Source organism: Gymnodinialimonas ceratoperidinii (assembly GCF_019297855.1).
GTDB lineage: Bacteria > Pseudomonadota > Alphaproteobacteria > Rhodobacterales > Rhodobacteraceae > Gymnodinialimonas > Gymnodinialimonas ceratoperidinii.
This window is the reverse complement of record NZ_CP079194.1, coordinates 85,452-107,776: the sequence shown is the minus strand read 5'-3', so window position 1 is coordinate 107,776 and position 22,325 is coordinate 85,452. Positions and strand designations below refer to the sequence as shown.

The window sequence follows — 22,325 nt, the reverse complement described above, 5'->3', positions numbered from 1 at the left end:
CGCTAGCAGCGCTCGAGCTGCTGGCGATACCGCTCGGCGCGGCTTTCCACGCGTCGGGCAACTTCCAGAAGCCATGGCTTCGAATTGTAGCTCGCACGCGCATAGCCCGTGTGTCCCTCGTGATAGGCGAGGTACTGGCGTCGGGTGTCGTTCAGCGGGATGTTGTTCCGCTCCAGCGTGAGGTTCATGTACCAGCCCATGAAGTCGGTGGCATCGCCGATGTCCGTCCGGTCGGCGCGGCGGTTCCCCGTGGCATCGCGGTACTCATCCCACGTCCCGTCGAGCGCTTGAGAGTAGCCAATGGCGGAGCTTTGGCGCCCCATCGGGATCACTCCGAGCGAGTAGCGGAAGGGCGGGCGGATATCGCCGTCGAAACGGCTCTCCTGATGGATGATCGCCATCAGGACATGCACCGGCACGTTCCAGTTGCGCTCGGCCCGGCGCATCGCGCGCATGTAGTGGGGGCGCTCGTCGGCAAGCGCGCAGGCGTCGTCGAGGTTGCGCGGAGATTCGAATTCCCGCGACCCACACGACGCGAGAGTGGCCGTAAGGCCAATCAGTAGAGTTCGTCTGTACATTGGCTGCTCTGCCTTTGAATTGCGCACTTTGCGGCGCGTTTTCAGGGAGTATAGCGGAAAATCGAGGGCAGGAAAACGGGTGGTTTACGCTAGGACGGCAGAAGGCACGAAAGCGTGATCGGCAGGGCCACGATGGCCAGCAGGGTCGAGGTTACCACAAGGCTCGCGGCGGCATCGGGATCAGTGCGGTAACGCTCGGCCATGAGGTAGGACGTGACACCCACGGGCGTCGCCATCTGCAGGATCAGCACGGCGAGCGGGATGCCCGTCAGGCCCAAGGCGTTGCCGACGACGACCCCAAGGGCCACGCCGATCGTCAGCTTGAGCGCCGAGAGGCCGAAGGCCCGCGTCACATGGGCGGGTTTCAGCCGAGCCACAGCCGCGCCAAGCGTCAGCAACATCAGCGGTATGCCCATCTGCCCAATGAGGGTGAGCGCGTTCATCGCAACCGCTGGCGGCTCCCACCCCGCGACCAGCGCAAGCACCCCAAGCACCGATGCCCACAGGATCGGCTCCTTCAGGACCCGCGCCGGGTTCTGGACCCCCGCGACCATCCAGAGGCCCGCGGTAAACATCACGATCGCCATGATCGCAAAGACCACGATCGCCAGCCCCAACCCGGTATCCCCAAAGGCGAAGAGCGCCAGGGGAAGGCCTAGATTGCCTGTATTTCCAAAGGTTAACGGCGCCCAGTAAGCCCGCAGATCGAGGTGGAAAAGCCGCACCACTCCGTATCCCGCCGCTGCCGCCAGCAGGTAGCAGAGGACGCTCGCCAGGGAGAGGGCAGCGAGCGCGCCCGGATCTATGTCCGCGTTCACCAAAGCGGTGAAGATCAAGCAGGGCACCGCGAGGGTCATCGCCAGTCGCGTCACGAAGGCGGTCGGGTAATCGAAACCGCGGCGCACCCAGACGAATCCGGCTGCTCCCAGGATAAAAACCGGAGCGGTAATCTCCAAAACTGTCAGGGCGAGGTTCACAAACTGTTTCCTGCGCGAATCGGCCGCCGGGATGGACAAACCCACGCACGGTTCGGTAATGACTCATGATAAGTTCTGGGGGCAATGCATGCTTGAGACGCAAGCCAAATACAACATCGGTCAGGTCGTCCGGCACCGTAAACACCCGTTTCGCGGGGTTGTTTTCGATATCGATGCAGAATTCTCCAATTCCGAGGAATGGTACGAGGCGATCCCTGAAGAAGCGCGCCCGCTGAAGGACCAGCCGTTCTATCACCTCCTCGCGGAGAACGATCAAACCTACTACGTTGCCTATGTCTCCGAGCAGAACCTCGTGCCTGATGACACCGGAGAGCCGGTCACGCATCCCGACCTTCCTGAACTGTTCGGCGAGTTCGACAATGGCCACTACCCGCTGGAATACCAGCTGAACTAGGCCCGGCCTTTTCGCGCCAAAGCGAGGGCCACCAAATCACCACATTCCCTGCCGCCAGCGCGCATCTCGCGCGCTAATGCAGCACGCACCGCTCCCACCTTCATCTTGGCCAATACAACTCCCCCCGGAGGGATCCCCAAGCCAGCCCAACGCGCCGCAAGCAGACAAGGCACGCTCCGGCTAGAGCCTCAGACCCTAGCCGAGCGTGCGCAAATGCTGTGTCAGCGCATCGATATTGCCGCCGCGCGCTTCCAGCATCGCGCCGATTTCCGTGCGCTCCGAAATCATCAGGTTCACGCCCTCGATGATCAGGTTGAAGAACAACGGCCGTCCCGAGCCATCGGACACCAGCCAGCGCAACTCGAAGGGGGCCTCGTTGCGCATGTTCACGGTCGTGATCACCTCGAAGAACGAGCGCACGGGGCGGGCCGAATTCACGGTGATCGAGCCGCCGATGAATTCGCGGAAGCGACGGCCGTATTTGGCCGAGAAGTAATCCTGAAACGCCTCGGTAAACGCCCGCATCTGGGCGTTCGAGGCCGTGCGCGCCACCGGGCCGAGGACCGAGCGGGCGATGGTCGGCACGTCGGCATAGGTGCTCAGGATACGCTCCATGTCGCGCAGGATGCTGGCCTCTGATCCGCCAGAGGCGATCACCCGGTTCACGTCCGCCACGGCGGCCTCCACCAGCGCCTGCGCCTGACTGGCGTTCAGCGCGTGAGCGGGGCGCGGCAGGAAGGGCAGAGCAGCCCCTGCGGCAGCGGTTGAAAGAAAGGCGCGGCGGCCCAGACGAAGGCGGAGGTTTGCGAGTTTATTGGGCATAGGGATCAAAATACGGGTCCGAATAAGGGTCATAATTGGGGTCCGCGGCAACCGCAGCCGCGGCGGCGGCAGGGTCGGCATCGGCGTAGGGGTCTTCGTAATCGGCCTCAGCGCCGGAAAGCTCGAACCGGCGCTGCTGCAGGTAGAGAGAGCGGAGCTGCGCATAGCTGTCAGCGCTCTCGTAGAGCACCGAGTCGATCGTGCCATCGAACTCGTAACGGGAGTTCAGGCCCGAGGCGACGCTCGTCACCGTCAGGTAGCGGCTTTCGGGCGTGTCGACGTAGTGGCGCAGGGGGTTGAGGGCAAAGTCCACGACCATGCCGACGGTATCGCGGGTGGTCGACGGGCCAAGGATCGGATGCACCACGTAATCCCCTTCACCCACGCCATAAACGTGGAGGGTTTCTCCGAAATCCGTGGTCTCCTCGTGCACGCCAAGGGCCGAGGCCACGTCGAACAGGCCCGCGACGCCGAGCGTGGAGTTCAGCGCAAACCGCAACGTGTTCTGCGCCGCATCCCCCAGACGGAACTGCAGGACGTTGTTCAGCACGTAACCGGGCTGGTTCAGATTCGACGCGAAATTCGACACCCCGACCCGCACGGGCTCAGGAATGCCGCCGCCATAAGCGTCTGAGGCAGGTCCCAGAAGGGCGCGATCCAACGCGAGGTTCGTCTCATGGGCCGCACGGTTGCGGGCCTCATCGGCGTCGGCAATCTGGTCACCCGGCGGCAGGGTCGCCGGCCCACAGGCCGCGATCGTCAGCACCAGTGCCACGGCGCAGCCACGCCCGATGAATTGCGAAAACAAGTAGCGCACGTCGATCCCCCAGAACCAGTGCATCTGCCACGGCGTCGGCCTACACACTTTCTAAAGGGTATAGGGTAAAAATGCAGGGCACCACACCCTTGTTTCATCGGCACGGAGGGTCGGCCTGTCAAGGCGGGCCAGCGGCTGAACAGGGTCAACAAGAGGTGACCATGCAATGCCCCCGATCGCGAAAGACGAGTTGGCAGAGTTTCGCCGACGCAACAGTTGGATCTTGGGGGCGGTCGCTCTTTTCAGCCTCTTCGTGAACCTCCTGATGCTGACCGGTCCGCTCTTCATGCTGCTGGTCTACGAACGGGTGCTCGGGTCCGGCAGTGAAGAGACCTTGTTGGCGCTTTCGATATTGGTGGCGTTCCTGTTCCTGATGATGGGTGTACTCGACTACGCCCGCGCCCGCGTGGCCGCGCGCTTCGGTGCCCGGCTGCAGACCGCGTTTGACGCCCGCGTCTTCCGGGCCGCGATGGCCCGGGCGCAGCGCACCGGTGAGGCTCAGACAGCCCTGTCGGATCTGTCCGCGGTGCAGCGGCTGATGTCCTCTCCGGTCTTCATGGCACTCTTCGACCTGCCCTTCACGCCGATGTTCATCATCGCGATCTTCATGTTTCACCCGTGGCTCGGCTGGCTCGCCCTCGGTGCCACGCTGTTCCTCGTCGCCGTGACGGTACTGAACCGGATCACGACGGCGCGGCCCCTGGCCGAGGCTGCGGAGACCAGCCGCGCGGCGGACCGCATGGTGGGCGCGATGCAATCATCCGCAGAGGTCATCCGCGCCCTTGGAATGCGCAGCGCGGCGCTCGACCGTTGGCACGGTCAAAGGGCGCGCGCGCTTGACGTGGGCATGGGCGTCGCCGATCGGGCCGGCAGCTTCGCGACCCTCTCCAAGACCCTGCGCCTGTTCCTGCAATCGGCGATCCTGGGTCTCGCGGCGCTTCTGGTCCTCCGAGGAGAACTCCGGGCAGGGGCGATGATCGCGGGCTCGATCCTGATGGGCCGCGCGCTCGCTCCCATCGATCTGGCCATCAGCCAATGGCCGGTGATCCAAGAGGCCGCGCGCGGCTGGACGCGTTTGCGAACCCTTCTGATGTCCGAACGGGAAGCACCGGCGCGATTGTCCTTGCCGAGGCCCAAGGCCGTCCTGGAAGTCGCAGGCCTGACCGTTGCTCCCCCCGGAGCGTCCAAACCAGCGCTGCGCGCGATCTCGTTCCGCCTCCAACCCGGAGAGGCCATCGGCATCATCGGTCCATCGGGGTCCGGCAAGACGACGCTGGCGCGCGCGCTCACCGGGGTTTGGCCCATCGCGGGGGGCTCCATCCGGTTGGACCGCGCGACGCTGAACCAATACGATCCCGACGTTCTGGGCAGGCTGATCGGCTATCTGCCGCAGAGCGTCAGTCTGTTTGACGGCACCGTTGCGGATAACATCGCCCGCCTCGACGCCAAGCCGGACGCGCAGGCGGTTACCTCTGCAGCGGCCGCGGCGGCGGCGGATACGATGATCCGGGCGTTGCCGCAGGGCTATGATACCGAGCTTTCCGGCAACGGCCCGAGCCTATCCGGCGGGCAGGTGCAGCGGATCGGGCTCGCCCGCGCGCTTTATGGTGATCCGGTGCTTCTGGTGCTGGATGAGCCGAACTCGGCGCTCGATCACGAGGGTTCCGAGGCGCTGAACCGCGCGGTGAGAGAGATGAAGGCCGCGGGCAATGCCGTGTTGATCATGGCCCACCGTCCGAACGCCATCCAGCAATGTGACAAGCTTCTGGTCCTGAGCGGCGGTGTCGTACAAGCCTTTGGCCCCCGTGACGAGGTTCTGGCGAAGGTGCTGCAAAACAGCGCCGAGGTGCAAAGGGTGACGCTGGCGCAAGCTGTGGGGGACCTGACATGAGCCGCAGCCCGCGCCCCGCATGGTCTCTGCGCGGCCCGATGGTGATCGGGGTCGTTGCGCTGATTATCCTGGTGGTTGGATTCGGTGGCTGGTCGGTGTCTACGACGCTCGCAGGGGCGGTCGTGGCCTCTGGTCAGATCGAGGTGGACCGCAACCGGCAGGCAATCCAGCACCCCGAGGGCGGCGTCGTGGCCGAGCTTTTGGTGGATGAGGGAGACCGGGTGGCGGAGGGGCAGGTGCTCGTCCGGCTCGACGCATCCGAGGCGATGACAGAACACCTCGTCGCCCGTGCCCGCCTCGCCGAGACGGGCGCCCGTCGCGCCCGGCTGGAGGCAGAGAGGGACGGTGCAAGTACCCTCGCGTTCTCCGAGGCGCTTCAAGCCATCGCGGACCGCGATCCTGACGTGGCAGAGGTGCTGGCCGGGCAGCAGAACCTGTTCCGCGCCCGCGCCGACACGTTGGCCCGCGAACAAGAGCAATTGCGCGGTCGGATCACCCAGATCGGCGCGCAAATCGATGCGCTGCATGCACAGGAAGCCGCGCTTGAGGCGCAGATTTCTCTGGCCGGGGAAGAGCTGATCCGGCGCCGGAGCCTTCTGGAACGCGGCTCCGGCACGGTCGAGCCTGTCGTGCGTCTGCAACGGGAACTCGCGCAATTGCGCGGGCAACTGGGGCAGGCCGTTGCCGGGCGTGCGGAAGCCGCCGAGCGGGTGATCGAGACGGAACTCGCGATCCTGCAACTCACCACCGCGCATCGCGAACAAGCCATCGAGCAACTGCGGGAAATCCGGGTAAGCGAACAGGAACTCGTCGAGCGGACGGCAAGCCTCGAGCGGCGCATCTCCCTGCTCGAATTGCGCGCGCCCGTCGCCGGAACCATTCACGGCCTCACGATCTTCGGCGCCCGCGCCGTCCTGCGCCCTGCTGATCCCTTCGCCTACATCGTGCCGGAGGGACGGCCCCTGATCATCTCGGCCCGGGTGCCCGCCATCGATGTGGATCAGGTCTTCGAGGGACAATCGGTGTCGCTGCGCTTTCCGGCCTTCGATCAACGCGCGATGCCAGAGGTCGCGGGGCAGGTCACGCGGGTCTCGGCGGACGCCTTCGTGGATGAGGTCAGCAGCAGCAGCTTTTACCGAACGGAGATCACCATGACCGACGAACAGGCCCGACGCCTCGGCGGCCGGGTCCTGATCCCCGGCATGCCGGTGGAGGCTTATATTCGGACCGAGGATCGTACACCCCTGGCCTACCTGCTGGAGCCTTTCACCACCTATTTCTCCCGCGCGATGCGGGAGAGCTAAACGGCCTTTCCTTGCCGCGCGCACCGACTTAGGGTCGCGGCGAAATCACAACTTTGGGGAGGCTCGGACATGAGCGGAAACTTTGAAGCACGGCTCGCAGATCTTGGTGTGACCTTGGGCGACGCGACGGCCCCGGCCGCCAACTACGTACCCTTCGTGCAGGTCGGCGACACGCTCTACGTGTCCGGTCAGATCTCGATGGAAAACGGTGAGATGATCACCGGCAAGATCGGCGCGGAGTTGAGCGTGGAAGAAGGCGCCGCAGCCGCCCGCGTGTGCGCGATCAATCTTCTCGGTCAGGTGAAGGCCGCCTGTGGTGGCGATCTGGACCGGCTGGAGCGTGTCGTGAAACTGACCGGCTTCGTGAACTCCACGCCGGATTTCGGCGATCAGCCCAAGGTCATCAACGGCTGCTCCGATTTCCTCGTCGAGGCTCTGGGCGATGCCGGCCGTCACGCGCGCTCGGCCGTCAGCGCCGGGGCGCTTCCGTTCAACGTCGCCGTCGAGATTGAAGGCATCTTCAAGATCAAGCCATGAACCCCCCGCTTCCGCCCGTATTTCTGCGCCGGCCGCTGACCCATCGCGGTCTCCACGATCGCGCCCGGGGTGTGATCGAGAACAGCGCCGGCGCGGTTCGGGCGGCCGTGGCACAGGGCTACGGGATCGAGATCGACGTGCAACTCGCGTCAGACGGCGCGGCGATGGTATTCCATGACGACAAACTGGACCGTCTGACCCCGGAAAGCGGCCCGATCCGCGGGTGGGCGTCGCGCGATCTGGTGAACGTCACGTTGACCGGATCGTCGGAAACCGTGCCCACGCTGCCCGAGGTGCTCGAAATCGTCGACGGACAGGTGCCGCTGTTGATCGAGCTGAAGGATCAGTCCGATGGCAACGGCGTCGCTCCCGATGAATTGGAGCGCGCGGTGGCTGCGGCCTTGAAGGACTATGACGGTCCGGTCGCGGTCATGTCCTTCAACCCCTACATGGTCGCCAACTTGGCCAAGCGAGCGCCGAGCGTTCCGCGCGGCATCGTGACCGATGGCTACAACGAGACGGAGTGGCCTGACCTCGCCCCCGACACCCTGCGGGCCTTGCGTGAGATCGGCGCCTTCCACGACGTTGGCGCGAGCTTCATCAGCCACAACCGGGCCGATCTGGCCGCGCCGCGGGTGGCGGAGTTAAAGGCCAGTGGCGTGCCGATTCTCTGCTGGACGGTCCGCTCGCCTGAGCAAGAGGCCGAAGCCCGTCGCGTGGCCGACAACATCACGTTCGAGGGGTACATTCCCGACGAGGGATCGTGAGGGCGCGCCCGCGTGCGCGGGCCGAGGATTGACCCTCGCCGGCAAGGCCCCATCTGTGAGCTGACAGGAAACGGAGCGCACGCGTGGACGGTGATACCCAGATCAGCATCGAGGTTCTGACCTCTCTGTCGCAGATCGCGCCGGAGGATTGGGACGCCTGCGCCAGCCCCGAGCCGGGCCGTCCGCGCGACCCCTTCACCACCTACCGGTTCCTTGATGCATTGGAGCAATCGGGCAGCGTCGGGCCGGGCACCGGGTGGCAGCCGCGCTATCTCGTGGCGCGGATCGACGACCTCGTGATCGCCTGCGCGCCGATGTATGCCAAGGGCCACAGCCAGGGCGAGTATATCTTCGATCACAACTGGGCCCACGCCTACGAGAACGCGGGCGGCGCCTATTATCCGAAGCTGCAGATCGCGGCCCCCTTCACCCCTGCCACCGGGCGGCGGTTCCTGACCCGGCCGGGGCACGAGGCCACAGGCCTCTCGGCGCTGGTGCAGGGGGCGGTGCAGATCGCGGCGGAGAACGAGCTCTCCTCGCTGCACGTCACTTTCTGCACCGAGGATGAGGCCATCGCCGGGGAGCGGATCGGCCTGATGCGCCGCGCCTCGCAGCAGTTTCATTGGGTGAACGACGGCTACGCCAGTTTCGACGATTTCCTCGCCAACCTGTCGAGCCGCAAGCGCAAGAACATCCGCAAGGAACGCGCCCGCGCGCAGGATTTCGGCGGCGAGATCGTGAGCCTCACCGGCGACCAGATCGAGCCCGCCCATTGGGACGCCTTCTGGCACTTCTATCAGGATACCGGCGCGCGGAAGTGGGGCACGCCCTATCTCACCCGCGATTTCTTCGACCGCGTCCACGAGACCATGGCCGACGACGTGCTACTCTGCCTCGCGATCCGCGACGGTCGGCCAGTGGCGGGCGCGCTGAACTTCATCGGCGCCGACACGCTCTACGGGCGCTACTGGGGCTGCGTAGAAGACCACCCCTGCCTGCACTTCGAACTGTGCTACTATCAGGCCATCGACTACGCGATCGCCAACAGCCTCTCGCGGGTCGAAGCCGGGGCCCAGGGCGCGCACAAGCTGGCGCGGGGCTACCTGCCGGTGGAGACCCACTCGCTCCACTGGGTGCGGGACGCGGGCTTTGCCGAGGCAATCACCCGCTACCTCGAGGCGGAGAAGGAAGCGGTGGACGAAGAAATCGAGGTGCTGACAGGCTACGGCCCGTTCAAGCGCGCCCATGTGGAGGAGCAGGAGTGATGGCAGAGAAACTGACCGGCGCGGCCCGCGATGAGGCGCTAACCGATCTGCGCGAGGCCGGATGGGCCGAGGTCGAAGGGCGCGATGCGATCCAGAAGACCTTCCAGTTCAAGAACTTCACCCGCGCGTTCGGCTGGATGACGCAGGTGGCCATCGTGGCCGAGAAGATGAACCACCACCCCGAATGGTCCAACGTCTACAAGACCGTGGAGGTCACTCTGGCGACCCATGACGTCGACGGGCTCTCCCCGCTGGACGTGGAACTCGCCCGGAAAATGGACCGCCTCGCCGGGTAGCGAGGCGGCCCGGAAGCTCAGATCTGCTCGAGCAGCGCCTCGCCGGAGGAGACATCGCAGGTGCCCGGCGAGTCCTCGGCGTCGATGGATTTCACCACGCCGTCCTCGGCATAGAGCGCGTAGCGGCGCGAGCGGTCGTAGAAGCCGGCGCCCTCGGCGGTCCAGTTCATGCCGATCGCCTTGGTGAACTCGGCCGCCGCGTCGCCGAGCATCGTGATGCCGGCCTCTTTCGCGCCGGTGGAGTCGCTCCAGGCGTCCATGACGAAGGGGTCGTTGACCGACACGCAGATGACCTCGTCCACGCCCTTGGACTTGAAGCCCTCCATGTTGCGGATGAAGCTCGGCACATGGGCGGTGGAGCAGGTGCCGGTGTAAGCGCCGGGCAGGCCGAAGATCGCCACCTTGCGACCTTTTGTCAGGCTGTCCATCTGGACCTGCTCGGGGCCGTCGTTGCCCATCCGCAGAACCGTCGCGTTCGGCAATGTGTCGCCCTTGGAAATCGTCATAGTCGCTTCTCCCGTGCTTGAAGGTTTGTCTCCCTCGCATATAGGGTCTGCCGAGTTGAGGGCCAACGAGGAAGCGCGACATGGAGAATATTATCGTCATCGGGGCAGGACAGGCGGGGGCGTCCTGCGTCGCCAAGCTGCGGGCCGAGGGCTTTGAGGGCAAGATCACCCTGATCGGGGACGAGCCGGTGCCACCCTACCAGCGCCCGCCGCTTTCCAAGGCCTACCTGCTTGGCGAGATGGCGCTGGAGCGGCTCTATCTGCGGCCCGAGGCATGGTACGGCGAGAACGGGATCGAGCTGCGCCTGGGCAGCACCGTCGATGCGATCGATGCGGCGGCGAAAACCGTCACCCTTGGCGACGACGTGCTGCCCTATGACGCACTGGTGCTCGCCACCGGCTCGACCCCGCGCCGGCTTCCCGCGAACATCGGTGGCGACCTCGGCGGAGTGCACGTGGTGCGGACCCTTGCTGATGTCGATGCGATGGAGCCCGCCGTGGCGGAGGGGCTTCGCGCCCTGATCGTCGGCGGCGGCTACATCGGGCTGGAGGCCGCGGCCGTCGCCCGCAAACGCGGCATGGATGTCACGCTGGTGGAGGCCACGCCGCGCATCCTCGGCCGCGTCGCCGCGCCCGAGACGGCGGATTATTTCCGCGAGTTGCATCGCGCGCAGGGTGTGCGGGTGCTGGAAGGCGTCGGGCTGGATTGCCTCAACGGAGTTGACGGCCACGTCGTCGGCGCGATCCTGACCAACGGGGAAGAGCACCCCTATGACCTCGTGATCGCCGGCATCGGTATCATCCCCAACGATGGCCCGGCGAAGATGGCCGGTGTCGAGATGGACAACGGCATCGCCACCGACTCGAAGGGTCGCACCTCCGACCCGAATATCTATGCGGCTGGCGATTGTGCCTCGCTGCCGTTCCGCGGCCAGCGCATCCGGTTGGAGAGCGTGCAGAACGCCATCGACCAGGCAGAGGCCGTGGCGAAGAATATCCTCGGGCGCGACGAGGATTACGTCCCGCAGCCGTGGTTCTGGTCCGACCAATACGACGTGAAGCTGCAGATCGCCGGCCTGAACACGGGCTACGACAAGGTGATCGTGCGCGATGGCGGGGCGATGCGGTCCCACTGGTATTACGCCGGTGATACGCTCCTCGCCGTGGACGCGATGAACGACCCGCGCGGCTACATGATCGGCAAGCGCCTGATCGAGGCCGGGAAATCCCCCGACCCGGCCGTGATCGCCGATCCCGAGAGTGACCTGAAGCCTCTGCTCAAGGCATGAGGGTCGGGCGATGAGGATCGTCGGCGGCCGCCTGCGCGGCAAGAAGCTGGCGGAGGTCGGGGCAGGGGACGCGGCGGCGCACCTGCGCCCCACCTCCGACCGGGTGCGGGAGAGCCTGTTCAACCTGCTGACCAACGGCCGCAACGGCGACCTCGTGCGTGATGCCAAGGTGCTGGACCTCTTCGCAGGCACCGGCGCGCTTGGGCTCGAGGCGCTCAGCCGGGGAGCATCCCAGGCCACCTTCGTGGACAGCGGCGCTGCATCACGCGTGCTTTTGCGCGAGAACATCGCGCTGTGCTCGGCGCAGGCAATCACCAAGGTCTTCCGTACCGACGTGGCCGACCTCGGTCCGCCCCGCACGCCGGTCGATCTCGTCTTCCTCGACCCTCCCTATGGCAAGGGTCTGGGCGAGGCCGCGCTGGAGACCATCATGGCGCAAGGCTGGCTTGCCCCTGGCGCCACCGTCGTCTGGGAGGAAAGCCGCCCCCCGATCGTTCCCGCGCCCTTCCAGCTGCTGGACCAGCGCAGCTATGGTGGCACAACGATCACGATCCTGAGGTTCCCATGATCCCGGATCTCGTCATCTTCGACTGCGACGGGGTGCTGGTGGATTCCGAGCCGATCTCGAACCAGACCATCGCCGATGCCTTGTCCGAGATGGGCGTGAGCTGCACGCTGGAGGAAACCATGGCGGCCTTCGTCGGCAAGAGCATGGCGCAGGTGGCTGAAGGGGTGCGCGCCATGGGGGCAGAGCTGCCGGGTAGTGACGCCGACTGGATCGACAGCATCTACGCCCAGACCTACGCCCGCCTGCGCGCCGGAGTGGACCCCATTCCCGGCGTCACCGCGGTGCTCGACGCGCTGGACGCGGCGGGCGTGCCCTATTGCGTGGCCTCCAACGGCTCGGACGAGAAGATGGACATCACCCTCGGCGCCACCGGCATGGCCGAGAGGTTCCGGGGCAAGCGCTTCTCGGCACAGACCCTCGGCGTCTCGAAGCCCGACCCCGATCTTTTCTTCATCGCCGCGCAATACATGAGCACCGTGCCGGGCCGTGCCGTCGTGATCGAGGACAGCGCCTCGGGCGCCCTGGGTGCGCAACGGGCCGGGATGCGCTGTTTCGGATACGCCCCCACAGACGGCGCGGCGCTGGAGGCGGTTGGAGCCGAGATCTTCCGCTCCATGGATCAGCTACCAGCCCTGCTCGGCCTGCCGCATTAATCCACAACATCTTGCTACGCCGGGTCTTGTTTACCGAATCTCAATATGGGACGTTCAGCCTATAACGAGCACTTGAATAAAATTCGACAGGCTGCACCCCCGATGTTGGTCGAACATCCCGACACATCTGCCCTTCTGAAGGCCACCTTCGGATTCGATGACTTCCGCCCCGGTCAGGCGGAAATCGTGGAGGCTGTGGCCTCGGGCAAGGACGTGCTCGCGATCATGCCGACGGGCGGCGGCAAATCCCTGTGTTTCCAGCTTCCCGCGCTGATGCGCGAAGGGGTGACGGTGGTGATCTCGCCGCTCATCGCCTTGATGCGCGACCAGGTGCGCGGCCTGCGCGAGGCGGGCGTCGCCGCCGGCGCGCTGACTTCCGGCAACACGCCCGAAGAAACCGACGCCGTTTGGGAAGGGCTCGAGGACGGCTCGTTAAAGCTGCTCTACATCGCGCCGGAACGCCTTGCCTCCTCGGGAACCGAGCGGATGCTGGCGCGGGCCAATGTGTCACTCGTTGCGGTGGACGAGGCCCATTGCGTCAGCCAGTGGGGACACGACTTCCGCCCCGATTACCTGCGCCTCGGTGCCCTGAAGCGCGCGCTGAACGTGCCGCTCGCCGCATTCACCGCCACCGCCGACGCCGAAACCCGCGCCGAAATTTGCGAGCGTCTGTTCGATACCGAGCCGGACGTCTTCCTGCACGGCTTCGATCGCCCGAATCTGAGCCTCGCTTTCGAGGTGAAGAACCAACCCCGCCAGCAAATCCTCTCCTTCGCCGCCGCGCGCAAGGGGCAGCCGGGCATCGTCTATTGCGGTACCCGCGCCAAGACCGAGACGCTGGCAAAGGCGCTCCGCGACGAGGGCCACAGCGCCTGCCATTATCACGGCGGGATGGAGGCCGAGGATCGTCGCGTGGTCGAGACCCGCTTCAATCAAGAGGACGGGCTGATCGTCTGCGCCACGGTGGCCTTCGGCATGGGCGTCGACAAGCCGGACATCCGTTGGGTCGCCCACGCCGACCTGCCCAAGTCGATCGAAGGCTATTACCAGGAGATCGGCCGCGCCGGCCGCGATGGCGCTCCCGCCGATACGCTCACCCTCTACGGCCCCGACGACATCCGCTTCCGCCGCCAGCAGGTGGATGAGGGCCTCGCGCCCCCGGAACGCAAATCCGCCGACCACGCCCGTCTGAACGCGCTTCTGGGGCTCGCCGAGGCGCAGGGTTGCCGCCGCAAGGTGTTGCTCTCCTATTTCGGCGACGACGCCGAGGATTGCGGCAACTGCGATCTCTGCGCGAAGCCGCCCGAATTGTTCGACGCTTCCGTCGCCGTGCAGAAGGCGCTCTCGGTCATGTTACGTACGGGCGAATATTTCGGCGCGGGCCATCTGATCGACGTGCTGCTCGGCGCGCAGAACGAAAAGATCCGCCAGCGCGGTCATGACCGTCTGTCGACCTACGGTATCGGGACGGAATTCGACAAACGCGGCTGGCAGGCGGTGTTCCGGCAGATGATGGGCCGCGATCTGGTGCGCCCCGACCCGGAGCGCCACGGTGCCTTTCGCATGACCGAAGCCGCCCGCCCGATCCTGCGCGGCGAGGAAAGCATCACCCTGCGTCGCGACACCATCGCCAAGGCCCCCCGCCGCCCCGCCGTGAAGATGCTGGTGAGCGAGGAGGACGCGCCGCTGATGTCCGCGCTCAAGGCCAAGCGCCGTGCCCTCGCGGAGGATGCCCGCGTGCCCGCCTACGTCATCTTCACCGACAAGACGCTGATCGAGATGGCCGAGAAACGGCCTGCCACGCTCGACGAGATGGCCCGCATCTCTGGCGTCGGCGCCACCAAGCTGGAGCGCTACGGCACCGCTTTCCTGCAAGTGATCACCGGCGATGCACCCGAGCCTGTCCACCCCGCCCGCCGCGCCCTCGCGGGCCGCGACGCGGGCGATGTCTTCGACCGGCTGATGGAGGTGCAGCAGGACCTGATGCGCGGCGACGACGGCACCGGCAAGTACCTCTCTGTCACCCATTCGACCCTGCGCAAGATTGCCGAACGCAAGCCTGCCTCCGTCCATGACCTCTCGCGCATAGCGGGCATGGGAGAGAAGCAGATCGACCGGTTCGGTGATGCGTTCCTCGATGTCCTACGCGAGGCTGGATGAGCCCGCGCCCTCCGCCCGCGGCTGGATAAACTGCGCCCGACACATATATCAGGCACATCGTCTGACCCTCACTGCACCGCTGAAGAAGGCCCGCCCATGCTTACCGTGATCTCCCCCGCCAAACGCCTCGATTGCACCGAGCGCGACGTCGCCACGACGACACCGGAATTCATGGACGACGCGGTAACCCTCGCGCGCGCCGCCAAGCGCCTAAGCCAGGCCGAGCTGCGCAAGCTGATGGACATCAGCGCCGAACTCGCGAAGCTCAACGCCGAACGTTTCAAGGCCTTCGAGACCGACGCCGAGCCGACCCGCCCCGCCGCCCTTGCCTTCGCCGGCGACACCTACGCCGGGTTGGAGGCCACAAGCCTCGACGCCGACACGTTGGCATATGCCCAGGATCACCTGCGCATCCTCTCGGGGCTCTATGGGCTGCTGCGCCCGCTGGACGCGATCAAACCCTATCGCTTGGAAATGGGCAGCCGGCTGAAGACCCGCAAAGGCCCGTCGCTCTACGCCTATTGGGGATCGCGCCTGTCCGAGGCGCTCAACACCCAGGCCGAAGCGGTGCGCACCGACACGCTGATCAACTGCGCTTCGGTCGAGTATTTCTCCGCCGTGGACGAGAAGGCCCTGAACCTTCAGGTCATCACGCCGCAATTCTACGAGGAAAAACCCGGCGGCCCCAAGATCGTCAGCTTCTTCGCCAAAAAGGCCCGGGGTGCCATGGCGCGCTTCATTCAGGAACGCCGCCTCACGGATCCCGCGCAGATCCTCGACTTCGACACTGGCGGCTACACTCATGCCCCCGAGCTCGGCACTGATACGAAACCCGCCTTCCTCCGCACGGAGGCCGCTCAGAAAGCGGCCTGATACGTCGCCCGCGCGGCCTCCAGCTGCTTCATCTTGGCCTTACAACTCTCAGGGGGTCCGGGGGATGAAATCCCCCGTGCGGCTCCGGTAGCCGCTCAATCGTGGCTCTTGCCCGCCTCGAGCGCTGCCTTCTGCGCGTCGCTTGCCTCGGTCTGATACTTCGCCTTCCACTCGCCGTAAGGCATCCCGTAGACAACCTCCCGCGCGGCTTCCTTGTCGATCTCGACGCCGCGTGCTTCGGCCTCTTCCTGGTACCAGCGGCTCAGGCAATTGCGGCAGAAACCGGCGAGATTCATCATGTCGATGTTCTGGGCGTCCTTGCGACTGTCCAGATGCGCCAGAAGGCGGCGGAACGTGGCGGCTTCCAGTTCCGTTTTGGTGGGCTCACTCATGTCTAAACTCCATTGCTTTGGGTCACAGATCGGTATTGGCGACGGTGGCTTCAAGCAGCTTGGCCAGTCGCAGGCCCCAAGCCGCCTGGTCGTCCTCTCGCTCGATCAGGTCGTTGCGCACTTCCAGCAGGACGTGGCAACGCCCCGGCTGCACGCCGTGCCGATCCAGCGCGTCACCGGGCAACTTGCCGGTATAGGGTTGGTTGTCGCCAACGCAGAGGTCGTCCTCGTCGCGCAGCCGCGCCAATAGCGGCAGGGCAAGCCGTGTGTCATCGGCGTAGAGTACCGAAACGTGCCAGGGCCGGGGTGGCCGTCCGCGCAATTGCGGGGTGAAGCTGTGCACCGAGATGATGATCGGCGCCTCCCGTGCGGCAAGCACTTCGGCCACGGCATCGTGATAGGGCCGGTGATAGAGCGCCAACCGCCGTTCCAGTTCCGCCTCTGATGCGCCGCGATTGGCCGGGATGATGGAGCCGTCGTAGATCTGCATCAGCACCGTCGGATCATGCTCACCCCGGTTCGGGTCAATCACCAGACGCGAAAAGCGCGAGGCTACGACCGGCGCGTTCAGCGCCTCTCCCATGGCCTTCGACACACCCAAGGCACCGACGTCATAGGCGATATGGCGCGCCATATCCTCTTCCGGCAGGCCCAGGTCGCCGCCCGCCACGGCGTCGGGCACCCGGTTGCTGGCGTGGTCACAGGTCACCACCCACCGGCTGTCGCGTTCCGCGCCGAAGACCTCAACTGCATCCGTCATCTGACCGTCACCCAAACTTGCGAGACCCCACGGGTAAATCGGACTGCGGCCAAACGCCAGCGCTCTGCCCGGTTGTTCGAACGCGCTTTTTGGGTCAATACGGGGCAACGGCGCAAATGATAGCGCAAACATCGCCATGAAAGCGGTGCCCCAAGCACAAAAAAGGACGAAAGAGCCAATGAAACGCGACCGTAACGTCAAGATCGTAGCCACCCTTGGCCCTGCGTCCGATGATTATGAGATGATCCGGGCGCTGCACGAGGCGGGCGCCGATGTGTTTCGCCTGAACATGTCCCACGGGGATCACGCCGAGATCGCGATCCGTCACGGCATCATCCGCCAGATCGAAGCCGACATCGGCCAGCCGATCGCCATTCTCGCCGACCTTCAGGGGCCGAAATTGCGCGTCGGCGTGTTCGACAACGACGAAGGCTACGATCTCGAAGTCGGCGAGACGTTCCGCATGGACCTCGACGACACGCCCGGCGATGCGACCCGTGTGCAGCTGCCCCATACCGAGATCTTCGCCGCACTGGAGCCGGGCGCGCATCTGCTCATCAACGATGGCAAGATCCGCGTGAAGGTCATCGAATGCGGCAAGGATTTCGCGAACTGCGAGGTGATCGCGGGCGGGCGCATCTCGAACCGCAAGGGGGTGAACGTCCCCGACGTGGTGCTGCCGCTTGCCGCGCTCTCCGAGAAAGACCGCAAGGACTTGGAGTTCGTTTGCGAGTTGGGCGTTGATTGGCTGGCGCTCTCTTTCGTGCAGCGCAAGGATGATGTTGAGGAGGCGCGCAAACTGGCCAAGGGCCGGGCCGCGATCCTGTCGAAAATCGAGAAGCCCTCTGCGGTCAAGAATTTCGCCGAGATCCTCGAAGCCTCCGACGGCATCATGGTCGCCCGCGGTGATCTCGGGGTCGAGCTTCCGGTCCAGAACGTGCCGCCGATCCAGAAGCGGCTTGTCCGTCAGTGCCGTCACGCCGCCAAGCCGGTCATCGTTGCGACGCAGATGCTCGAGAGCATGATCGAAAGCCCGATGCCGACGCGCGCCGAGGTCTCTGACGTCGCGGCCGCGATCTACGAGGGCGCCGATGCCGTCATGCTCAGCGCGGAATCCGCGGCCGGCGACTTCCCGATCGAGGCCGTGACGACCATGAACAACGTGGCTGTCGAGGTCGAAAGCGACCCCACCTACCGCGAGGTCGTCGAGGCCAGCCGTGGGGGAGAGAAGGAAACCGTCGCCGATGCCATCGTATCCGCGGCGCGTGAAATCGCCGAGACGACGAACATCAAGCTGATCTGCTGCTTCTCCGAATCCGGTTCCACCGCGTCCCTGACGGCGCGCGAGCGTCCCAATGTGCCCATCCTCGCCCTGACCTCCCGCCAGGCGACCGCGCGGCGGATGTGCCTGACCTGGGGTTGTCATTGCGTCAAGGTCGGCACCGTGGGCCGCTTCAAGGAGGCCGTGATCAACGCCGTGCGCGCGGCCACGGCAGAGGGGATGGCCGAGGAATCGGATCAGATCGTCGTCACCGCGGGCGTGCCCTTCGGCCAGTCCGGCTCCACCAACATCCTGCGAATCGCCCCCTGCGACGAGCGGCTGATCTTCGCGTCCGAACTGGAATGACGATTCCGGTCAGCGCAGATATCCTTCTGGTGATCGCCACGATGGTCGGGATCTTGTCGTTCTCGTCCATCGTCGCGGCCTGGACGATGAAGCGCTGGCCGATCGTGGCCCTCATCTCCTTCGCCATCGCCTTGGGCCTTGTTTATTACGTCCATGACAGCGAACCGGGCGGGCTGGAGCCATTGGACATCCCCGATGCCTTCATTTCGGTCGCGGCGCGGATCCTGAACTGACGGCGGGACGTGCCAAATAGGGCGCCGATGGCGCGGGGCGTGGCTTTTATCTTGCGCAAATCCTCGCTTCGTCCTAAACGACCGCTTCCTACGGTGCGTCCGGCCAGAAACGGCATGCCGACGCGCGCCTGAACCACTCGACAATATAGGAGTTGGAAATGCCGAAGATGAAGACGAAGTCGAGCGCCAAGAAGCGCTTCAAGGTGACTGGCACCGGCAAGGTGATGGCTGCACAGGCAGGCAAACAGCACGGGATGATCAAGCGGTCGAACAAGTTCCTCCGCAATGCGCGCGGGATGCAGGAATTGTCCGCACCCGACCAGAAGATCGTCAAATCCTACATGCCCTACGACCGCTAAGGAGCCGCTGATATGTCCCGTACCAAAGGTGGAACCGTCACTCACCGTCGCCACAAGAAAGTCATCGACGCAGCCAAGGGTTACTATGGCGCGCGTTCGACGAACTTCCGCACCGCGACTCAGGCCGTCGACAAGGCGAACCAATACGCAACGCGCGACCGGAAGGCCCGCAAGCGCCAGTTCCGCGCCCTGTGGATCCAGCGGATCAACGCAGCCGTGCGTGCCCATGACGAGGCGCTGACATACTCGCGCTTCATCAACGGTCTGGCGAAAGCCGGGATCGAGGTGGACCGTAAGGTTCTGGCCGATCTGGCCGTGCACGAGCCCGACGCGTTCAGCGCGATTGTCGATCAGGCGAAGGCGGCGCTGTAAGCCTCCCATATCGTTTCAAGAATAATGAGCCCCGTGGTGCCGACCGGCACCGCGGGGTTTTTTTCTTGTCTGCCGCGACGGGCGGGTAGGGGTTAGTGATACTGCGGCAAGACCGCGAACTCGACCCGGCGGCTCAGGGCATCTGCACGCTCAGTCGGTGCGCCGGGAGACAATCTGCGAGAGCCGAAGCCGATGGGATCGAAACGGCTGGTGTCCAGCCCGGCAGCGCCAAGGGCGGCGATCACCGACTCCGCGCGTTCCCAGGACAGGGTGAGATTGTGTGTCTCGTCGCCCGTCGCGTCCGAATGCCCGCGCACCATGATGCGAATGCCGTCACATGACGTGGCGTGTTGCGCGAAAGCCCGCGCGGCTTCCAGATCGCCCGGGGCCGCGGCGGTGGAGCCTGCCGGGAAGCGGATCGCCAACCGCTCCGCCACGTCCTGCAGGGCCTCTCGACAGGTTTCGGTCGCGGCCTCCATGGCGTCCGCGTCGCGGGAGCCATGCGCGGCGGTGTCTTCCAGCGAGAGGGAGGTGAGGATCACCTCGCCCACGGCCAGGGGCGCTTCCGCACGCTCGTGCTGGAGTTCGCCCGGTAGAGCCTCCGCGTCGATGGAGGCTGCTGAATGACCGTCACGGTCATCCCGGATCTCAACATCAGGCGTCAGGCCGAGGCGGGGGGTGAACTCGACGATGGGCAGCGGGGCCGAAGGCTGGCGCGTCACCAACAGGCCGCCGACCACGGCCGACAGGGTGAGGACGACCGCTGTCAACATCAGCAGGGGTGGCGTGATCAGCTTGCGCGGCTCGGTGCTGTTCTGCTCCGCCTCGTTCGTTCCGCTCTGGTCGTCTTCTCGGGTCGCCATCAGCCAAACTCCGTTCGTACAGACGAAGCGCCGCGCGGGGCGGGTCGTCCGGGTGCGCTGTGGATACACGGGCGAAGGATCTCGGGTGCTGCCCTGCACCGGTCCACCCCATGGGTGAGGCAAGCGTCGGGGAACTACCCGGAACGCCTGTAGGTCAACTTTCCCACGTGTACCTGCTCAAATCTGCCGATGCTTTGGTGCCCGGCTTGCCGAGAAGGCTGAGGCCAAGCCGCGATTCAGTCAACGATTTGCAGCTTTCGAGGCTGATCCTAGATTGAAGCCGTTGCATGAAAGCCTCCTTCCTCCGGGTGCGTCGGCGGGCCTAGCATTGCCAATAAAGGTTAATATTGAGTTACTTGGCCTGTTGAGACGGGCAATGGACCGTCCAACCCGGCAGGCAACGGCAATTGTGGCGAGAATGCGGCGGCACGCGGGGGCCAGCTTGCATTCCGCCCTTCTCCCGCATAGGGATTTCCCCGGAATTAAGAGGCGGGAGCGCGCGAAAATGGACGGCTTGAACGAACTGCGAAGCAGCTGGATTGGCCGCATCGGGGACGCCTCGGACGAGGCGACGCTTGAGGAGCTTCGCGTCGCGGCGCTGGGCAAGAAGGGTGAGATCTCGCTGAAGATGCGCGAGCTGGGCAAGATGACGCCCGAGGAGCGGCAGGTCGCCGGCCCCGCGCTCAACGCTCTGAAGGACGAGGTCAACGCCGCCATCACCGCGAAGAAGGCAGGCCTTGCCGACGCCGCGCTGGACGAGCGCCTGAAGGCCGAATGGCTAGATGTGACGCTTCCCGCGCGGCCGCAGCGTGTCGGCACGATCCACCCCGTCAGCCAGGTCATGGAGGAGGTCACCGCGATCTTCGCCGACATGGGCTTCTCGGTCGCGGAAGGCCCTCAGATCGAGACGGATTTCTACAACTTCGACGCGCTCAACATCCCGGGCCACCACCCCGCGCGGGCCGAGATGGACACGTTCTACACGCACCGCGCCGAGGGCGATGACCGCCCGCCCCACGTGCTGCGGACCCATACCTCGCCGGTGCAGATCCGCCACATGGAGAAGCACGGCGCCCCCTGCCGGATCATCGCGCCGGGCCGCGTCTACCGCGCCGATTACGACCAGACCCACACGCCGATGTTCCATCAGGTCGAGGGGCTGGTTCTGGGCCGTGACATCTCCATGGCGAACCTGAAATGGGTGCTGGAAGAGTTCTACTCCGCCTTCTTCGGCACCAAGGTGAAAACCCGCTTCCGCGCCTCGCATTTCCCCTTCGTCGAGCCGGGCGCCGAGGTCGACATCCAGTGCAGCTTCGAGGGCGGCACGGTGAAGGTCGGCGAGGGCGACGATTGGCTGGAGATCCTCGGCAGCGGCATGGTGCATCCCAAGGTGCTGGAGGCCGGTGGCATCGACCCGGCGGAGTTCCAGGGCTTTGCGTTTGGGATGGGCATCGACCGCATTGCGATGCTGAAATACGGAATCCCCGACCTGCGCGACTTCTTCAACAGCGATCTGCGGTGGTTGAAGCACTACGGCTTCGGCGCGCTGGAAGTGCCGACGATCCATGCGGGGGTTTGAGCGGTGTTCGGTTGGTTTTGGAAGAGGCAGAGGTTTGAACATGTAAAGCTTGTGCAGCAAAATTTGCTGGCGATGGAGTACTTGGGGAAGGAATTTAAAACTGCCGTGAGGACGACGGTTGCACCGGACCTAGCATCGTCTATCGAGGGTTTGCGGGCTAGCTATCGTGTAGCAAAGGACCACTTGCAGTTCCTTGAATCAAACGATCTCCTAGCGCCGGACCACTTCGACGACCAATATCAGGCGCAGAAACAGCTTCGGCGAATGTATGACGGTTGGATGCATGGGAAGAAGGCGTTCGCACAGCAGTTTGGATCGGCGTCCGAAAAGCTAGAGAGCTTTGATCGGAAATTTACTCCCAACGAGGGATGGCGGGTGTTCGTAGAGCACTTCAATAAAAATTAGGGCAAGGCTTGCTCGCT

The 22,325-nt window shown here is 65.0% G+C and carries 25 protein-coding genes; 17 read left to right on the top strand and 8 right to left on the bottom strand.

Annotated features, from left to right (window positions below; genetic code table 11):
* Positions 1-2: 2 nt before the first annotated feature.
* Positions 3-578 carry a transglycosylase SLT domain-containing protein gene (locus KYE46_RS00610; RefSeq protein WP_219002706.1) on the bottom strand — a complete coding sequence of 192 codons (576 nt, stop codon included), beginning with the start codon at positions 576-578 and terminating at the stop codon, positions 3-5.
* Between the two features lie 89 nt (positions 579-667).
* A complete protein-coding gene (locus KYE46_RS00605) occupies positions 668-1,555 on the bottom strand; it encodes an AEC family transporter (RefSeq protein WP_219002704.1) in 888 nt (295 codons plus the stop codon).
* Positions 1,556-1,643: 88 nt separating this feature from the next.
* On the opposite strand from KYE46_RS00605, the gene hspQ reads away from it, so the two are divergent.
* A complete protein-coding gene (gene hspQ, locus KYE46_RS00600; RefSeq protein ID WP_219002702.1) occupies positions 1,644-1,970 on the top strand; it encodes a heat shock protein HspQ in 327 nt (108 codons plus the stop codon).
* A 195-nt stretch (positions 1,971-2,165) separates the two neighbouring features.
* On the opposite strand, the gene KYE46_RS00595 is transcribed toward hspQ, so the two are convergent.
* Together KYE46_RS00595 and KYE46_RS00590 are read right to left on the bottom strand one after the other, a co-directional pair.
* Complete coding sequence (locus tag KYE46_RS00595; RefSeq protein WP_219002700.1) at positions 2,166-2,792, bottom strand: MlaC/ttg2D family ABC transporter substrate-binding protein; 627 nt, start codon at positions 2,790-2,792, stop codon at positions 2,166-2,168.
* Positions 2,782-3,633 carry an MlaA family lipoprotein gene (locus KYE46_RS00590; RefSeq protein ID WP_219002698.1) on the bottom strand — a complete coding sequence of 284 codons (852 nt, stop codon included), beginning with the start codon at positions 3,631-3,633 and terminating at the stop codon, positions 2,782-2,784. The genes KYE46_RS00595 and KYE46_RS00590 overlap by 11 nt, the downstream gene beginning before the upstream one ends.
* Before the next feature lie 142 nt (positions 3,634-3,775).
* Between KYE46_RS00590 and KYE46_RS00585 the strand changes: the two genes are divergently transcribed.
* The 6 genes from KYE46_RS00585 (at position 3,776) to KYE46_RS00560 (ending at position 9,669) form a co-directional block, all read left to right on the top strand.
* On the top strand, positions 3,776-5,500 hold the full coding sequence (locus KYE46_RS00585; RefSeq protein WP_219002695.1) for a type I secretion system permease/ATPase: 1,725 nt from the start codon (positions 3,776-3,778) through the stop codon (positions 5,498-5,500).
* Entirely contained in the window at positions 5,497-6,804 is a 1,308-nt protein-coding gene (locus KYE46_RS00580; protein ID WP_219002694.1) for an HlyD family type I secretion periplasmic adaptor subunit, read from the top strand. Before KYE46_RS00585 ends, KYE46_RS00580 begins: the two co-directional genes overlap by 4 nt.
* Positions 6,805-6,873: 69 nt before the next feature.
* A complete protein-coding gene (locus tag KYE46_RS00575; protein WP_219002692.1) occupies positions 6,874-7,341 on the top strand; it encodes a RidA family protein in 468 nt (155 codons plus the stop codon).
* The gene (locus KYE46_RS00570; RefSeq protein WP_219002690.1) at positions 7,338-8,108 is read left to right on the top strand and encodes a glycerophosphodiester phosphodiesterase family protein; all 771 of its coding nucleotides are present in this window, start codon (positions 7,338-7,340) and stop codon (positions 8,106-8,108) included. Before KYE46_RS00575 ends, KYE46_RS00570 begins: the two co-directional genes overlap by 4 nt.
* An 83-nt stretch (positions 8,109-8,191) precedes the next feature.
* A complete protein-coding gene (locus KYE46_RS00565) occupies positions 8,192-9,373 on the top strand; it encodes a GNAT family N-acetyltransferase (protein WP_219002688.1) in 1,182 nt (393 codons plus the stop codon).
* Positions 9,373-9,669: a 4a-hydroxytetrahydrobiopterin dehydratase gene (locus KYE46_RS00560; RefSeq protein ID WP_219002686.1), complete on the top strand. Its 297-nt coding sequence runs from the start codon at positions 9,373-9,375 to the stop codon at positions 9,667-9,669. The genes KYE46_RS00565 and KYE46_RS00560 overlap by 1 nt, the downstream gene beginning before the upstream one ends.
* A gap of 17 nt (positions 9,670-9,686) precedes the next feature.
* Here the strand turns inward: KYE46_RS00560 and KYE46_RS00555 are convergent, their stop codons facing one another.
* Complete coding sequence (locus KYE46_RS00555; RefSeq protein WP_219002684.1) at positions 9,687-10,175, bottom strand: peroxiredoxin; 489 nt, start codon at positions 10,173-10,175, stop codon at positions 9,687-9,689.
* An 80-nt stretch (positions 10,176-10,255) separates the two neighbouring features.
* On the opposite strand from KYE46_RS00555, the gene KYE46_RS00550 reads away from it, so the two are divergent.
* The 5 genes from KYE46_RS00550 to yaaA all read left to right on the top strand — a co-directional run bounded on the left by KYE46_RS00550 (position 10,256) and on the right by yaaA (position 15,718).
* Positions 10,256-11,464 (top strand): NAD(P)/FAD-dependent oxidoreductase, encoded by a 1,209-nt coding sequence (locus KYE46_RS00550; RefSeq protein WP_219002683.1) that lies wholly within the window; start codon positions 10,256-10,258, stop codon positions 11,462-11,464.
* 10 nt (positions 11,465-11,474) lie between these two features.
* Positions 11,475-12,032 (top strand): 16S rRNA (guanine(966)-N(2))-methyltransferase RsmD, encoded by a 558-nt coding sequence (rsmD, locus tag KYE46_RS00545; protein ID WP_219002682.1) that lies wholly within the window; start codon positions 11,475-11,477, stop codon positions 12,030-12,032.
* Positions 12,029-12,685, top strand: a complete 657-nt coding sequence (locus KYE46_RS00540) for an HAD family hydrolase (RefSeq protein WP_219002681.1) — start codon at positions 12,029-12,031, stop codon at positions 12,683-12,685. The genes rsmD and KYE46_RS00540 overlap by 4 nt, the downstream gene beginning before the upstream one ends.
* 102 nt (positions 12,686-12,787) lie before the next feature.
* A complete protein-coding gene (recQ, locus tag KYE46_RS00535; protein WP_219002680.1) occupies positions 12,788-14,845 on the top strand; it encodes a DNA helicase RecQ in 2,058 nt (685 codons plus the stop codon).
* A 96-nt stretch (positions 14,846-14,941) separates the two neighbouring features.
* A complete protein-coding gene (gene yaaA / locus KYE46_RS00530) occupies positions 14,942-15,718 on the top strand; it encodes a peroxide stress protein YaaA (protein ID WP_219002679.1) in 777 nt (258 codons plus the stop codon).
* Between the two features lie 95 nt (positions 15,719-15,813).
* Here the strand turns inward: yaaA and KYE46_RS00525 are convergent, their stop codons facing one another.
* The gene (locus KYE46_RS00525) at positions 15,814-16,110 is read right to left on the bottom strand and encodes a DUF1244 domain-containing protein (RefSeq protein WP_219002678.1); all 297 of its coding nucleotides are present in this window, start codon (positions 16,108-16,110) and stop codon (positions 15,814-15,816) included.
* A 22-nt stretch (positions 16,111-16,132) separates the two neighbouring features.
* Entirely contained in the window at positions 16,133-16,870 is a 738-nt protein-coding gene (locus tag KYE46_RS00520) for an N-formylglutamate amidohydrolase (RefSeq protein WP_219002677.1), read from the bottom strand.
* A gap of 178 nt (positions 16,871-17,048) precedes the next feature.
* Here KYE46_RS00520 and pyk point away from each other — a divergent pair, with 178 nt between their 5' ends.
* From pyk to rplT, 4 genes are all read left to right on the top strand, one after another.
* The gene (pyk, locus tag KYE46_RS00515; protein WP_219002676.1) at positions 17,049-18,497 is read left to right on the top strand and encodes a pyruvate kinase; all 1,449 of its coding nucleotides are present in this window, start codon (positions 17,049-17,051) and stop codon (positions 18,495-18,497) included.
* Positions 18,494-18,730 (top strand): hypothetical protein, encoded by a 237-nt coding sequence (locus tag KYE46_RS00510; RefSeq protein WP_219002675.1) that lies wholly within the window; start codon positions 18,494-18,496, stop codon positions 18,728-18,730. The genes pyk and KYE46_RS00510 overlap by 4 nt, the downstream gene beginning before the upstream one ends.
* A gap of 158 nt (positions 18,731-18,888) precedes the next feature.
* Entirely contained in the window at positions 18,889-19,089 is a 201-nt protein-coding gene (gene rpmI / locus KYE46_RS00505; protein ID WP_219002672.1) for a 50S ribosomal protein L35, read from the top strand.
* Between the two features lie 12 nt (positions 19,090-19,101).
* Positions 19,102-19,461 carry a 50S ribosomal protein L20 gene (gene rplT / locus KYE46_RS00500; protein ID WP_219002670.1) on the top strand — a complete coding sequence of 120 codons (360 nt, stop codon included), beginning with the start codon at positions 19,102-19,104 and terminating at the stop codon, positions 19,459-19,461.
* A 92-nt stretch (positions 19,462-19,553) separates the two neighbouring features.
* Here the strand turns inward: rplT and KYE46_RS00495 are convergent, their stop codons facing one another.
* The gene (locus KYE46_RS00495; RefSeq protein WP_219002668.1) at positions 19,554-20,324 is read right to left on the bottom strand and encodes an OmpA family protein; all 771 of its coding nucleotides are present in this window, start codon (positions 20,322-20,324) and stop codon (positions 19,554-19,556) included.
* Between the two features lie 505 nt (positions 20,325-20,829).
* Here KYE46_RS00495 and pheS point away from each other — a divergent pair.
* Positions 20,830-21,903 (top strand): phenylalanine--tRNA ligase subunit alpha, encoded by a 1,074-nt coding sequence (gene pheS / locus KYE46_RS00490; protein WP_428845067.1) that lies wholly within the window; start codon positions 20,830-20,832, stop codon positions 21,901-21,903.
* Positions 21,904-22,325 lie beyond the last annotated feature (422 nt).